This window comes from Sphingopyxis sp. PET50, from assembly GCF_025244705.1.
Classification (GTDB): Bacteria; Pseudomonadota; Alphaproteobacteria; order Sphingomonadales; family Sphingomonadaceae; genus Sphingopyxis.
In genome coordinates this window covers 1,310,973-1,324,629 of the sequence record NZ_CP104207.1, presented here as the reverse complement: position 1 = coordinate 1,324,629, position 13,657 = coordinate 1,310,973, and the positions used below count along the sequence as shown (strand labels likewise).

Here is a 13,657-nt window from a genome sequence, read left to right as displayed (position 1 = left end):
GCCGCTCTACGCCGTCTAGACGGCGATTCCGTGAATATCGATGGCGGGTGCCGATCGCAGCCGTTCGGCGACAAAGGCTTCGTCGCGCACGTAAAGGATGTTGTTCACGGGGGCCACCGGCTGATCGACGAACTCGCGCCCGAAGGGGTCGTAATAGCGTTGGACAAAGCCATGGTCGGCGAACATTTTTTCCATGTCGGGGGTCACCGTCTCGGCCTCGATCGCGCGCAGGCCGGGCGCTGCGAGCGTCGCGGCGGCGCCGGCGAGGACCGACGGTTCATAACCTTCGACATCGACCTTTATCGCCATCGGCACATCGCCGTCCAGCGCGCGGTCAAGCGTCGTGCCGTGGAGCAATATGCTGCCCGGCTCGCTGGCCGGCAGGACATGGTTTTCGGTCCCCATTCCGGTCGAGAACCACAGATCATGTTCGGCGTGGCTCAGCGCCTGTTCGTGCAGCGCGACCAGATCGCCGATCGCGTTCAGCTCGACGTTGCGGCGCAAGATACCCATCGTGTGACGGTCGGGCTCGAACGCCGCGACGCGGGCGCCGGCCACCTTGGCGGCGAGGATCGTGTAGCTGCCGATATTGGCGCCGACATCGACGAACAGGTCGCCCGGACGCAGCAGATGGACCATGAACGCCATGTCGACGAATTCGTGCAGCCCGAAATAGAGATTGCCCGTCGCGCCGGTCATCCCGTGTCGTGCCAGCAGCTTGGCGCCGCCGACCCAGTCGCACACCATCGGTTCGCGCTGAAAACGCGAGCGCAGCTGCCAGCTGAGGATGCGGCCAAGCGTGCGCAGGCGCTGGCGCCGCCCGATCGGGTGGGCCATCGCGTAACGCAGCAGGCGGTGAAGTCCGAACTGTTCGCTCATGGAGCCGGGTCCCGCTGCGAAACGGATAGGCGACCGGTCCGGGCCGACAGCATCGGTCTCACCGGACGGGTTGCAGTTGAACCGACTGGAATTCGGCCTGCAGCGACGCGCTGCCAAAGCCGGCCCCGGCGATCAAGGTGATCCAGTAGTTGCGGCACGGCCCCGGGGGCACGGTGAAGTCAACCGGCTCGGGCTCCGCCCCGCGCGCGAAGCGCAGTTCGGCCAGCTGCCGCGGCCCGCCGGTCTCGGCGCAATCTACCTGCCAGCGCAGCGCGGCATCGTCGTTGCCCGAAATCATGCGGCCGCGCGCGGCGAAACGATAGGCGCCGGGCGCGAGCTGGACGAGCTGGCGAGCGACCATCGCGGGATTTTCCTGGTCCGATACGACGACCAGGCGATTGCCCTTCGCCGTCTCTTCGATGTCCGACCCATAGGAGGCTTCGCGCAGCAGGTGCCAATCGATCGGCGGGTAGGGACCTTCCGCCTCGAACCGGCTGTTATGGATGATTTGCGTTCCCGCCTTGGACACCGGATCCGCGATCGCCCTTTCGAAGGCGCGCGCCGCGTCGAAATCCTGCTGCGCGACCATCAGGCCGATGAGCGTGCGGTCGAGACCGCGATAATTGCCCGGCAAATCCTTGCGGATCGGCAGGATGATCTGCGCCAGCGGCGCCGCCTTTTCGCGCGAATTGACATAATAGCCAAGGAAACTCGGCAGCCAGTCGGGATTGGCGCGGAACAGCCGCTGAAATTGCGGGCGCATCTCGGGTTCGGCGACCGCCTGGGCCAGAATCGGGAAGAGCAGGGCCTGACCGCGCCGCGAGGTGCGGAGCGACGCGTCGACGTCGGTCATTGCCTGATCCATCCGGCCGCGTTTGACCGCGTCCTCGATCAGCCACAGATTGGCGACATAGTCGCGCCGCGTCAGATAGGTCGCGGCAAGAACCAGTGGCTTCACGGGCTTGCCGCGACGCGCATTGTCGAGCCCGATCATGCGATAGGCCGTCGCCAGCGTCGGATTGCCGTCCAGCGCCTCGCGGCTCAGTTTCGCGGCGGCGCCGGTCCGGCCGGCGTCGCCGGTGGCATAGACCATGTCGTTCGCCAGCTGCGCCTTGGCGGTCGCGTTGAACGGGTTGAGCGCCAGCGCGCGCGGGGCGCTGTAGAAGGTCATCACCGTGGACGCCGTGAACAGGGTCACGAGCACCCACAGCACGAACATCGCCGCGCCATGGATCAGGATGCCCCGGTCCGGCAGGCGCACCATTTGCCGTGCGCCCGGTTGACCGATCCTCCTGCCGCCGACTGTGGTCTTATTCCCCCGGCTGCGCGTCGGCATAGCCATAACCATATTCATACCCATAGCCATAATAGGCGCGCTTTTCGTCGAACTTGGTCAGCACCACGCCGAGCAAGGTCGCCCCGGCGGCGCGCAGGCGCGCCAGCGAGTAGCGGATCGCGTTGGTCCGCGCGCCTTCCGCCTCGACGCAATAGACGACGCCTTCGACCTTGCTCGCGAGCAGCGGCGAGTCGGCGAGACCGAGCACCGGCGGCGCGTCGAGCACGATGTGCTGATAATGCTGGCTGAGCGCGGCGATCAGGTCTGCAATGCGGTCGCTCGACAGCAGTTCGGCGGCATTTGGCGGCATCGGGCCCGCGGTGATGAAGGCCAGCCCGTCCGATTCGTCGTGATGCACCATCGAAAGGATATCGTTGTTGCCCGACAGGAAGTTGCTGGTCCCCGCGCCGTTGGCGACCCCGGCGAGGCGATGCACCGACGGCGAGCGAAGGTCGCAATCGACGACGATCGCGGTGCGGCCGATCCGGTGCAGCGACAGCGCGAGCGCGTAGGACGATGTCGACTTGCCCTCGCCCTTGCGCGTCGACGTGCACATCAGCGATTTCGGCACGCCCGTCGTGGTCGAGAAGCGCAGCGCCGTCTGGACCGACAGATAGGCTTCGGACTGGGACGATTTGCGGTCGCGCACCTCTTCGATCGCCAGTTCGTTGTCGGTGTCGGGGATGACGCCGAGCAGAGGCAGTTCGGTGACATCCTGCGCTTCGGCCGGATCGCGGACCGTCGTGTCGATCTGCGCCAGGATGATCGTCAGCAGCGCGGCCAGCGCCAGCCCGACGAGCAAGGCGGTGAACATGTTGCTGATCAGATTGGGACTCGACGGACTGCCGGGCGTCAGGGCGCGATCGACGATCGCGACATTGTTCGTGCCGACGCCGCCGGCGATGCCGACTTCCTTGTAACGCTGGAGCAGGCCGTCGTACAATTCGCGGTTGGTATCGACCTCGCGCTGGAGGATGCCGTACTGGACGCTGCGGCGGCGCTCATCGACCAGATTGGTCTTGGTTCCCGCGACGCGCGAACGCAGCTCCTGTTCGCGGGCGAGCGCGGCGTCATAGGCCGAACGCGCGGCCGCGACGCTCGATCCGCCGACCTGATTGGACTCGGTGGTGATCGCACGGTCGAGTTCCTTGATCTGGCGGTCGAGCGCCTGCGCAGGCGGATAGTCAGGCTGAAAGATCACCATCAGCTTGGCATATTCGGACTGCAGATCCGCCTTGCGCTGGCGCATGGCGGTGACACTGGAGCTGCCGTCGGCGACCGCGGTCGCCTGGCCGGTCGCGGCTTTCAGCGCGCCCTCCGCGGCGATGCGCTCGATGACGGCGCGATTGAGCGCATCGTTCAGCGCGACAAGGTCGGTCGCCATGATCGAGCGTTCGACGGTCGGCGCCTTCGGGTCGCTGCTGTCCGACTGCGCGATGGTCAGGATTCCCTGCCGTTCGGCATAACTCATCATCTCGCGCTCGGCCTCTTCCATCTTGGCCTTGGTCTGCTTGAGCTGATCCTCGAGGAAGCGGCGGGCATAGGACGCCGAGATCGTACCGGCGCTCGAGGTTGTCGGCGATGAAATTCTCGGCCCAGCTGTTGGCGATCTTCGCCGACAATTCGGGATTCGGGGTCGCCACCGAAATATCGACCAGCGCCGAACCGATGACGGGTTTGATCTGGACGACGTTGCCGCCCAGTTTCGATGCGACGCTGCGGGTGGCCTGATCGAGTTCGGCCTTGGACATCACGCGCAGCGACGACGGCGGCGCCTTGCCGCCAAAGGCGGCGAGGAAGGCGGGGTCGCGTGCGAGGTTCAGGCTCTTCGCGACGCGTTCCGCCTGCGAGCGCGCGCGCAGCAGATTATATTGCGTCTGATAGAATTCCTGCTCGACACGCCCGCCGCGCTCGGGCTCGACGCCGTTTATGTTGAGCACCTTGGATTCGGTGCGCGAAATCTCGATCCGCGCGTTCGCGGTATAGATACGTTGCGCGAGCATCGTATAGATGGCGCCGCCGATCAGGCAGGCGACGATCGTGCCGACGATCACCCATTTCCAGCGCAGCGCGACGCGCCAATATTGCAGGATCCACGGCATCGCCGTGGCGAAGCCGCTGCCTTGCCGGGCGGGGTCGCCGTCGCCGGTCTGGCTCGCGGGAATGGCCATCGTCGGCGGCTGGGGTATTGCGTCGGTCATGGAATTAATCGAACTTCCTGCAGATTACCGGATGAGGGCGACGAGAGGCGACACCAGCAGCGGCGTCGTCGCCAAAATATCCTTGAACAGACGGCGGGCGGGCGAGATCGCCGACCACGATGACGTCGTTCGCGAACACCTCCGGATCGTCATAAAGGCCGGTACGGATCGCCTTCAGATTGTAGAGCGCGGCCATCTTCTGGCCGTTGACCGTCCGGAAAACCACGACATCGTCCAGCTTGGCGAATTCGGTGGTGCCCTTCGCGAGCGCGACGGCCCGTATCAGCGACATCTTGCCGACCACCGGATAGAGGCCCGGCTGGGTCACCTGTCCATCGACGGTCAGCACCTGGCTCACCGATTCGGTCACGTTGACGCTGACGTCGGGACGGCGAACGAAGCGGGCGAGCCGCCCTTCGATCGCTTCGGCGAGCTCCGCGGTTGTCTGGTTGGACGCCTGAACCTCGCCGATCAGCGGCAGCTGGATCTTGCCCGACGCGTCGGCCTGGACCTGCTTGCTGAGGTCGGGCACGCCATAGACGTCGACGCTCAGCCGGTCGAACGGGCCGATCAGATAGGGCCGCGTCTCGCCAACCAAGTCGCTTCCCGACGGTGCCGGAAGCGAATTGCCGTCGGTAACCTGCAAGGTCGGTGTGCTCATGAGCTGCGGACGACCGCCACAGCCTAGCCAACAGGCAGGCGGCGGTCAGGCTAGCGATAGCCAAACGAAAATTCACCGAAACATCTTCCCTTTTTTATCTGCCGGCCGCTTGCGAGGGACTAGCCCGCCCGCCCGGCAAAGGAAACCGCAAAATCAAACCTGTCGGAACCCGCCGTCCGCCTCAGCGGAACCCCGCCGAGGTCCGTTGTCCCTTGCGCCGGGCTTTCGGAATATCGGGGCGGCGATACAAAAGGACCGTCGCCAGCGTCGCCATCGACGCCAGCGCGGGGGTGCGCAGCGGATAATCGACGAGGCTCGCCGCCGCGAAAATTCCCAGCATCATCAGCGACGCGACGATTCCGACGCGATCGGTCGCCGCCGCCTGCTCGTTGCTCCAGCCGCGCCTTGCCGCACGCCAGACGATGAAACCCCAACCGGCGAGCAGCCCCAGCGCCGGCAGGCCGCCGTCGATCAACAGCTCCAGATAGTCGTTGTGCGCATGATTCAGATATTGCAGCGACAGCAGCTCGACCGGTTCGACGATCTTGTACGCCGCCTCGAAGCCGCCGAAGCCGCTGCCGAAGGGCGCATAATCCCAGATGATGCCGTTCAGCGTCGGCAGGATCGCGAAGCGCAGGTCGGTCATCACGTCGCCCTGGTCCAGCCGGTCCATGAACCCGCCGCCGAGCACCAGCATCGCGGCCGCGCCGCCGATCGTGGCGACGATCGAGCCAAGCAGGGTCAGCCGCACGATCTGGGCGGCCGATTCGGTCCCCACCGCGGCCCCCCGCATCCGATAGAGGAGCACACTCGTCGCCAGGAAGCTGACGCCGCCGATGGCGAGGCCGGCACGCGACCCGGTCGCCATGATCGCCAGCATCACGGCAACGCCGCCCAATACGCCGAGCAGGGTGGCGGCATGGCTGCCCGCGCGGTCGTTCCGGCCGTGGATGAACCACAGCAGCAACGGCCAATAAAGCGCCAGGAACACCGCGTGGTGATTGCGGTTGGCAAAGAAGCCCACCGCCGCACCGACATTGGTGATGCGGTGGAAATAGGGAGCGCCTTCGTCGGCATGAGCAATTGTAGCATGCCAAAGGTCGCTGCGACGGCGAGAAAGGCGAGCAGGCGCAGCGGCAGCGCGCGCAGGCTCGTGTCGGAGGTGCGGCCGACCACCAGCACGACGGCGAGCGGCACGAGCAGGTCGAGCAGCGAATGGATCGCGCGCCCCGGCGACAGGGCCAGCGGCCGCCAGCCGACCTCGACCCCCGCGGCGGTCATTTTCGCGGCGAGGTCGCCATGGCCCGGAAGCATCGCCCAGAGGCCCGCGGGCAGGGGGATGAGCTGGATGACCATCCACGCCGCCGCCGCGCCGAGAAGAAGGAGCAGCGGGCGATAACGATCGACCAGCTTGCTGCGCCGGGCTTCGTCCCACCAACCGGGCAAGGTAAAGGCGATCGCGGCGATCGCCAGCGTGCGCACGATCACCAGTCCGACGCTGTCCACCCGTGCGGAACCGCCGAATAACAGGATGGCAACCAGAAAAATCGCCAGAAACCAGCGGTCGAACAAGGACTCCCGAGTACGCGACATTCACACTTCCATTATTTTCGTTGACCGGGGCATTAGGCAGATATTGGCGCGAGCGCCACCCCCGGATGGTTAAATTGACCAGTATCGGACCGATGACGCTGCCTCGCCGGGCGGCGGCGACCACATGCGCCGCAGGTCGGCGACGAGTCCGCCGGGGCGCAGCATCGCCGCGAGCCCGGCCGGGGTCAGCGCCTTGATGGCGTCGTGCCGCACCGCCCCGATCACGCAGTCATAGGCCGCATCGCGCGGCAGGGCGGCCAGATCGAGTCCATATTCGTGCCGCGCTTCGCCGGCGTCGGCGTGCGGGTCGTGCACCGCGACCTCATGGCCATGCGCGCGCAGCGCCCGGACGAGGTCGATCACCTTGCTGTTGCGCAGGTCGGGGACATTTTCCTTGAAGGTCAGGCCCAGGATCAGGATGTCGGCCTTGTCCTTGCCGAGCGCGGCATGGACCTCGTCGGCCATCCACTGCGCCATGCCGTCGTTGATCGCGCGCCCCGACAGCACGACCTGCGGATCAATGCCCAGTTCCTGCGCCCGGTGGCTCAGATAATAGGGATCGACCCCGATGCAGTGGCCGCCGACGAGGCCGGGCTCGAAGGGCAGGAAATTCCACTTGGTCCGCGCCGCGTCGAGCACGTCCCACACCGAAATGTCGAGCGCCGAGAAAATCTTGGTCACTTCGTTGATGAAGGCGATGTTGATGTCGCGCTGCGCATTCTCGATCACCTTGGCGGCTTCGGCGGCGCGGATCGATTTCGCGCGGAACACTCCGCCGCTGGTCACCTTGCCATAGACGCTCGCGAGCAGGTCGGTCACCCGGTCGTTCTCGCCCGCCAGCACCTTCATGATCTTGTCGACCGTATGCTCGCGGTCGCCCGGATTGATGCGCTCGGGCGAATAGCCGAGAAAAAAGTCGCGGCCGCGGACCAGTCCCGACAGTTCCTCGATCATCGGCCCGCAGATATCCTCGGTCACGCCGGGATAGACGGTGCTTTCATAGACGACCGTCGGTGTCTTGGCCGGGTCGATCAGCGCCGCGACCGTGCGCGTCGCGCTGCGCACCGGCGACAGGTCGGGGCGGTTGTCGGCGTCGATCGGCGTCGGCACGGTGACGATATAAAGGTCGGCGGCGCGGCCATCCTGCGCGTCGCTGGTCAGCGCCAGGCCGCTACCGGCAAGCGACGCCGCGTCGACCTCGCCGGTGCGGTCGTGCCCGTCCTTGAGCTCGGCGATGCGTCCGGCATTGCTGTCGAGCCCGACGGTGTCGAAATGCTTCGCAAGCTGGACCGCGAGCGGCAGCCCGACATAGCCCAGCCCGACGACGACGATCTTCATTCTCTACAGCTCCTTGGGGGACAGGGGCGGGGCATCAAATCCGGTGATAGTCGCGGTACCAGTTGACGAAATTGGGGATGCCGACGTCGATCGGCGTCGTCGGTTCGTACCCCAGATCGCCCGAGATCGCGCTGATGTCGGCGTAGGTTTCGGGCACATCGCCGGGCTGCAGCGGCGCCATTTCCTTGATCGCCTCGCGCCCGCACGCTTCCTCGATCAGCGCGATCATCCGCGTCAGTTCCTCCGACCGGTTGTTGCCGATATTGTAAAGCCGGTGCGGCGCGGCGCTGCCGCCGGCCTTGAGTTCGCCGTCGTCGGGCGGCGGGTTGGCGATGCAGGCAGCCACGCCAGACACGATATCGTCGATATAGGTGAAATCTCGGCGCATCGCCCCGGCGTTGAACACCTGGATCGGCGTGCCCTCGAAGATCGCCCTGGTGAAGATCCACATCGCCATGTCGGGTCAGCCCCATGGGCCATAGACGGTGAAGAAGCGCAGGCCCGTCAGCGGAATGCGATAGAGATGGGCGTAGGTTTCGCTCATCAATTCGTCGGCTTTCTTGGTCGCGGCATAGAGCGACATGGGATGGTCGACACGATCCTCGACGCGGAAGGGCAAGTCCTTGTTGCCGCCATAGACCGAGGAGGAGGAGGCATAGACCATCGGCACCTGCCGCTCGCGCGCGACTTCCAGCAGGTTCAGATGGCCGACCAGGTTCGACTGGACATAGGCGCGCGGGTTGTCGATCGAATAGCGAACCCCCGCCTGCGCGCCGAGATGCGCGATATCGGCGAATTTCAGATCGACGAGCGCGGCGTCGAGTGCATTCGCATCGGCAAAATCGACCTGGCGAAAGGTGAACAGGTCACCGAATTCCTCGGACAATTTCGCCAGGCGCGCGCGCTTCAGCGCCGGGTCGTAATAGTCGTTGACGATGTCGATGCCGACGACTGGCTGAGCCTTCGCCCATCAGCCGCCGCGCAAGGTGGAAACCGATGAAGCCGAGCGGCCCCTGTGATGAGCACGGTCACATATGTCTCCTGTACGAGGGTAGGCCCCCAAGCGGAAGCGCCGCGATAGACAGCTAGACCCCTGCGAACAAGCGCGAAGTTGTGCAGGCGCGAACAGGCCGGTTGACTTCGCGGGTCAGGCGCGGGAAGGGAAGGGCCGCTTTAGAATCGACCGATTGCCTCCCCTGCCGCCCCATAGTGAATGAGGAACAACCTCTTGTCTGAACAGGAAAAAGTCGCTCTTGTAACCGGCATTACCGGGCAGGACGGGGCTTATCTCGCACGGCTCTTGCTCGAAAAGGGCTACGTCGTCCATGGCCTGAAGCGGCGCTCGTCGTCGTTCAACACCGGCCGGATCGAGGATATCTATCAGGATCCGCATGTCGAGGGCGCGCGCTTTCACCTGCATCACGGCGACCTGACCGACAGCACGAACCTGATCCGCATCGTTCAGGAAACCCGGCCGACCGAAATCTATAACCTCGCGGCGCAGAGCCATGTCCAGGTCAGCTTCGAGACCCCCGAATATACCGCGAACAGCGACGCGATCGGCACGCTGCGCCTGCTCGAGGCGATGCGCATCCTCGGCATGGAAAAGACGTGCCGTTTCTATCAGGCATCGACCTCGGAACTTTATGGCCTGGTTCAGGAAGTGCCGCAGCGCGAAACCACTCCCTTTTATCCGCGCAGCCCCTATGCGGCGGCGAAGCTCTATGCCTATTGGATCGTCGTCAACTATCGCGAAGCCTATGGCATGCACGCGTCGAACGGCATCCTGTTCAATCACGAAAGTCCCTTGCGCGGCGAGACCTTCGTGACGCGCAAGATCACCCGCGCCGCTGCGGCGATCAGCCTCGGCAAGCAGGACCGGCTCTACCTCGGCAACCTCGACGCCAAACGCGACTGGGGCCACGCCGCCGAATATGTCCGCGGCATGTGGATGATGCTGCAACAGGACGAACCCGACGATTATGTTCTCGCGACCGGTGAGACGACCCCGGTGCGCGACTTCGTCGAATGGGCGTTCGAGGACGTCGGCATCGCGCTCGAATGGAAGGGCGAGGGCGTCGAGGAAAAGGGCTATTGCACCAGCACCGGCAATTGTCTCGTCGAGGTCGATCCGCGCTATTTTCGTCCGACCGAGGTCGACCTGCTGATCGGCGACGCGTCGAAGGCGCATCAGAAGCTCGGCTGGCGCCACGAGACGCCGGTGCGCGAATTGTGCCGCGAAATGGTGCGCGAGGACGTGCGACAATTGGCGTCCGCCGCGGGCTGATCACGCGCGATGCTGTACCATAATCCATCTCTGAGTTCCGTGGATTTTGGGTTGTTCCGGACGCCGGGCGCGGGTCTCGGCAATCTGCTGTTCCCGATCCTGCGCGCGGTCATCGGGCAACAGGAGCGCGGCGGCACCTTCGTCTACCCGACCTTCGCGCAGTTCAAATGGGGGCCGCTGCTGCGCGGCGAGCGTGACAAGCGTTTCTATACCGATGTAGCAAGGGCGCGGCGCGGCGGCGAATGGGGCGACTGGCTGCGCTCGCGCCTCCAAGGCCCCTCGGTCGGCGAGGACGAGGAGCGCGCCGCGACGCTCACCGACGGCGTGATCCGATATTCGGGCCTGCGCGACTATTTCCACGATCTCGCGGGTCATCAGCCGCTCGTCCGTCAATGGTACGCCGCCAACATGCGCACCGGCCCGGCCGGCGAGGATTACGACATCGCCGTGCATATCCGCCTCGGCGATTTCGTCGCCGATCCGGGCCAGACCGGCGACGTCAACACCCGCACCTCGTTCGACTGGTACCGCGGCGCGATCGAGGCCGGGGCCAAACAGCTGGGACTCGCCAGCCCCCGCCTGCTCATCTTCACCGACGGCAGCTTCGACGAAGTGCGCGAAGGACTCGGCGCCGCCGACCTCCGCTTCGACGAAAGCGGCCAGGCCGCCGCCGCGATGGCCCGCATGGCGCGCGCGCGGCTGATCGTCACCTCGCGCTCGACCTTTTCGATGTGGGGCGCCTTTCTCGGCGACGCGCCGGCGATCTGGGACGGCAATTTCGACTACCGCGAATTTTTCCCGCACCGCGCCGGCCTCGACATCAGCCTGTAACCGGCGCCGCGAAGAGAAAGAGACTATGAACCTCGAAAACAAACGCGTCTGGGTGGCGGGCCATCGCGGCATGGTCGGCAGCGCGCTCGTGCGCCGGCTGGCCAGCGAGAATTGCGACGTGCTGACCGCGGGCCGCGACACGCTCGACCTGCTCGACCAGGCCGCGGTGCGCGCCTGGGTGGCGCGGGAAAAGCCCGACGCGGTGTTCCTCGCCGCGGCGAAGGTCGGCGGCATCCTCGCCAACGACAGCTTCCCGGCCGATTTCCTCTACCAGAATCTCGTCATCGAAACGAATATCGTCGATGCCGTGCACCGCGCCGACGTCGCCAAGCTCTGCTTCCTCGGCTCGTCGTGCATCTATCCGAAGTTCGCCGAACAGCCGATCGTCGAGGAAGCCTTGCTCACCGGCCCGCTCGAACCGACGAACGAATGGTATGCGATCGCCAAGATCGCCGGGATCAAGCTCGCGCAAAGCTATCGCCGCCAATATGGCGCCGACTATATCTCCGCGATGCCGACCAACCTCTACGGTCCCGGCGACAATTTCGACCTCGCGTCGAGCCACGTCCTGCCGGCGCTGATCCGCAAGGCGCATGAGGCGAAGATCGGCGGCGCGCGGACGATGACGCTGTGGGGTACCGGCACGCCGATGCGCGAATTCCTGCACGTCGACGATTGCGCCGACGCCTGCGTCTTCCTGATGAAGACCTATTCCGGCGCCGGACATGTCAATGTCGGCTCGGGCACCGATATCGCGATCATCGACCTCGCGCGCCTCGTCGCCGACGTGGTCGGCGCCGATGTCGAGATCGAGCTGGACACGACCAAGCCCGACGGCACGCCGCGCAAGCTGATGTCGAACGCCAAGCTCGCCGCCATGGGCTGGTCGCCAAAGGTCGGATTGCGCGACGGCATCGCCGCCACCTACGACTGGTTCCTCGCGCACCACGCCTGACGCGCTTGCATTCGGGGGCGCGAGGCTCGACATAGAAAGGCGAGGAACAGGCTCATGGACATCGCCTTCGACAACAGCTTCCACCGCGAGATGGAAGGCTTTTACGCCCCCGCCGGAGCGGCGGCGCCGCCGGCCCCGGAGCTGCTCCTCTTCAACCGGACGCTCGCCGAAAAGCTGGGTCTCGCGGCCGCCGACGCCGATGACGAAGCGCTCGCGCGCCTCTTCTCCGGCCATTCCGTGCCGGGGGGCGCCAACCCGCTCGCCTTTGCCTATGCCGGGCACCAGTTCGGCCATTTCTCGTCGCAGCTCGGCGACGGCCGCGCGCTGCTGCTCGGCGAGATCGTCGCGCCCGGCGGCGAACGCTACGATGTGCAGCTGAAAGGGTCGGGGCCGACGCCCTTCTCGCGCAACGGCGACGGCAAGGCGGCGATCGGCCCGGTGCTGCGCGAATTTCTCGTTTCGGAGGCGATGGCGGCGATGCATGTGCCGACGACGCGCGCGCTTGCGGCGGTCGCGACCGGCGATCGCGTCCAGCGCGAACGCGCGCATCCCGGCGCGGTTCTGACCCGCATCGCGTCCAGCCACATCCGCGTCGGCACCTTTCAGTTCTTTGCCGCCCATTTCGGTCCCGACCATGTCATCCAGCTGTCGGACTATACGATTCGCTTCGGCATTTCCCCGACCTTGCCGGACGGGCCAACCCGCATCTTGCCCTGCTGTCGGCGGTCATCGAGCGCCAGTGCCTGCTCGTCGCGAAATGGATGGGAATCGGCTTCGTTCACGGGGTGATGAACACCGACAATGTCGCGGTCAGCGGCGAAACGATCGACTATGGTCCCTGCGCCTTCCTGGATCGCTTCGCGGTCCACACCGTCTACAGCTCGATCGACGCCAACGGCCGTTACGCCTATGGCAACCAGCTCGGCGATCATGAACTGGAACATGGCCCGCTTCGCCGAAGCCCTGCTGCCGGCGATCCATTCGGTCGACCCCGGCGATGTCGAGGCCGCAAAGACGCTGGTCGCCGATGTCGGCGAGCAATTCCGCGCCATCTGGCTCGCGACGATGCGGCAAAAGCTGGGCCTCGGCGCGCCGCATTCCAGCGATGCCGCGCTGATCGACGGGCTGTTCGACGAACTGGAGCGGCATCGCCCGGACTTCACCCTGTTTTTCCGGGCATTGGCGACGATATTGCGCGGCGATTCGTCGGCGATGGAGGCGCTGCTCCCGGCCCCCGATGCGATGGCGCCGTGGATCGCGCAATGGTGGGCGCAGCTCGACCGCGAACCGATCAACCCGATCGAGCGCGCCGCCGCGATGGACGCCGTCAATCCGCTCTACATTCCGCGCAACCACAAGGTCGAGGAGGCGCTGGCGGCGGCGGAGCAGGGCGATCTGGCCCCCTTCCTGGCGCTGCTCGACGTCGTGCGTGCGCCCTATGCCGAACGGACCGACTGGTCGGACTACGCCGGACCGGCACCCGCGGACGACGCGCCCTATGTCACCTTCTGCGGCACATGAATTGCCGCTCGGGCCTCGAAGCGCGTTGCAGCGTCGCGGCTTTGCGGCTACCGAC

The 13,657-nt window shown here is 65.7% G+C and carries 13 protein-coding genes and 2 pseudogenes; 6 read left to right on the top strand and 9 right to left on the bottom strand.

The window, feature by feature from the left end:
* Positions 1–15: 15 nt before the first annotated feature.
* The 9 genes and pseudogenes from N0A20_RS06880 to N0A20_RS06840 form a co-directional block, all read right to left on the bottom strand.
* Entirely contained in the window at positions 16–879 is an 864-nt protein-coding gene (locus tag N0A20_RS06880) for an FkbM family methyltransferase (protein WP_260583171.1), read from the bottom strand.
* Positions 880–937: 58 nt separating this feature from the next.
* A complete protein-coding gene (locus tag N0A20_RS06875; RefSeq protein WP_260583170.1) occupies positions 938–2,143 on the bottom strand; it encodes a hypothetical protein in 1,206 nt (401 codons plus the stop codon).
* 46 nt (positions 2,144–2,189) lie between these two features.
* Positions 2,190–3,419 carry a polysaccharide biosynthesis tyrosine autokinase gene (locus tag N0A20_RS06870; protein WP_260583852.1) on the bottom strand — a complete coding sequence of 410 codons (1,230 nt, stop codon included), beginning with the start codon at positions 3,417–3,419 and terminating at the stop codon, positions 2,190–2,192.
* The gene (locus N0A20_RS06865) at positions 3,400–4,416 is read right to left on the bottom strand and encodes a Wzz/FepE/Etk N-terminal domain-containing protein (protein WP_260583169.1); all 1,017 of its coding nucleotides are present in this window, start codon (positions 4,414–4,416) and stop codon (positions 3,400–3,402) included. The genes N0A20_RS06870 and N0A20_RS06865 overlap by 20 nt, the downstream gene beginning before the upstream one ends.
* A gap of 4 nt (positions 4,417–4,420) precedes the next feature.
* The gene (locus tag N0A20_RS06860) at positions 4,421–5,077 is read right to left on the bottom strand and encodes a polysaccharide biosynthesis/export family protein (RefSeq protein ID WP_260583168.1); all 657 of its coding nucleotides are present in this window, start codon (positions 5,075–5,077) and stop codon (positions 4,421–4,423) included.
* A 181-nt stretch (positions 5,078–5,258) separates the two neighbouring features.
* On the bottom strand, positions 5,259–6,068 hold the full coding sequence (locus N0A20_RS06855; protein WP_260583167.1) for an O-antigen ligase: 810 nt from the start codon (positions 6,066–6,068) through the stop codon (positions 5,259–5,261).
* The gene (locus tag N0A20_RS06850; RefSeq protein WP_260583166.1) at positions 5,957–6,649 is read right to left on the bottom strand and encodes a hypothetical protein; all 693 of its coding nucleotides are present in this window, start codon (positions 6,647–6,649) and stop codon (positions 5,957–5,959) included. The genes N0A20_RS06855 and N0A20_RS06850 overlap by 112 nt, the downstream gene beginning before the upstream one ends.
* A 90-nt stretch (positions 6,650–6,739) precedes the next feature.
* Positions 6,740–8,008, bottom strand: coding sequence for a nucleotide sugar dehydrogenase (locus tag N0A20_RS06845; RefSeq protein WP_260583165.1), 1,269 nt, complete (start codon positions 8,006–8,008; stop codon positions 6,740–6,742).
* A gap of 34 nt (positions 8,009–8,042) precedes the next feature.
* Positions 8,043–9,040, bottom strand: a pseudogene (locus N0A20_RS06840) (SDR family NAD(P)-dependent oxidoreductase).
* A gap of 196 nt (positions 9,041–9,236) precedes the next feature.
* Here N0A20_RS06840 and gmd point away from each other — a divergent pair.
* The 6 genes and pseudogenes from gmd to N0A20_RS06810 all read left to right on the top strand — a co-directional run bounded on the left by gmd (position 9,237) and on the right by N0A20_RS06810 (position 13,602).
* A complete protein-coding gene (gene gmd, locus N0A20_RS06835) occupies positions 9,237–10,295 on the top strand; it encodes a GDP-mannose 4,6-dehydratase (protein ID WP_409574742.1) in 1,059 nt (352 codons plus the stop codon).
* Positions 10,296–10,346: 51 nt separating this feature from the next.
* On the top strand, positions 10,347–11,126 hold the full coding sequence (locus N0A20_RS06830) for a hypothetical protein (RefSeq protein ID WP_260583163.1): 780 nt from the start codon (positions 10,347–10,349) through the stop codon (positions 11,124–11,126).
* Between the two features lie 25 nt (positions 11,127–11,151).
* A complete protein-coding gene (locus N0A20_RS06825) occupies positions 11,152–12,081 on the top strand; it encodes a GDP-L-fucose synthase family protein (protein WP_260583162.1) in 930 nt (309 codons plus the stop codon).
* Positions 12,082–12,135: 54 nt separating this feature from the next.
* The gene (locus N0A20_RS06820; protein WP_260583161.1) at positions 12,136–12,870 is read left to right on the top strand and encodes a protein adenylyltransferase SelO family protein; all 735 of its coding nucleotides are present in this window, start codon (positions 12,136–12,138) and stop codon (positions 12,868–12,870) included.
* Positions 12,810–12,941 (top strand): annotated as a pseudogene (locus N0A20_RS06815) (protein adenylyltransferase SelO family protein); the annotation flags it as partial. The gene N0A20_RS06820 and the pseudogene N0A20_RS06815, both read left to right, overlap by 61 nt.
* Positions 12,942–12,990: 49 nt before the next feature.
* Positions 12,991–13,602, top strand: a complete 612-nt coding sequence (locus N0A20_RS06810) for a protein adenylyltransferase SelO family protein (protein ID WP_260583160.1) — start codon at positions 12,991–12,993, stop codon at positions 13,600–13,602.
* The last annotated feature ends 55 nt before the right edge of the window (positions 13,603–13,657 follow it).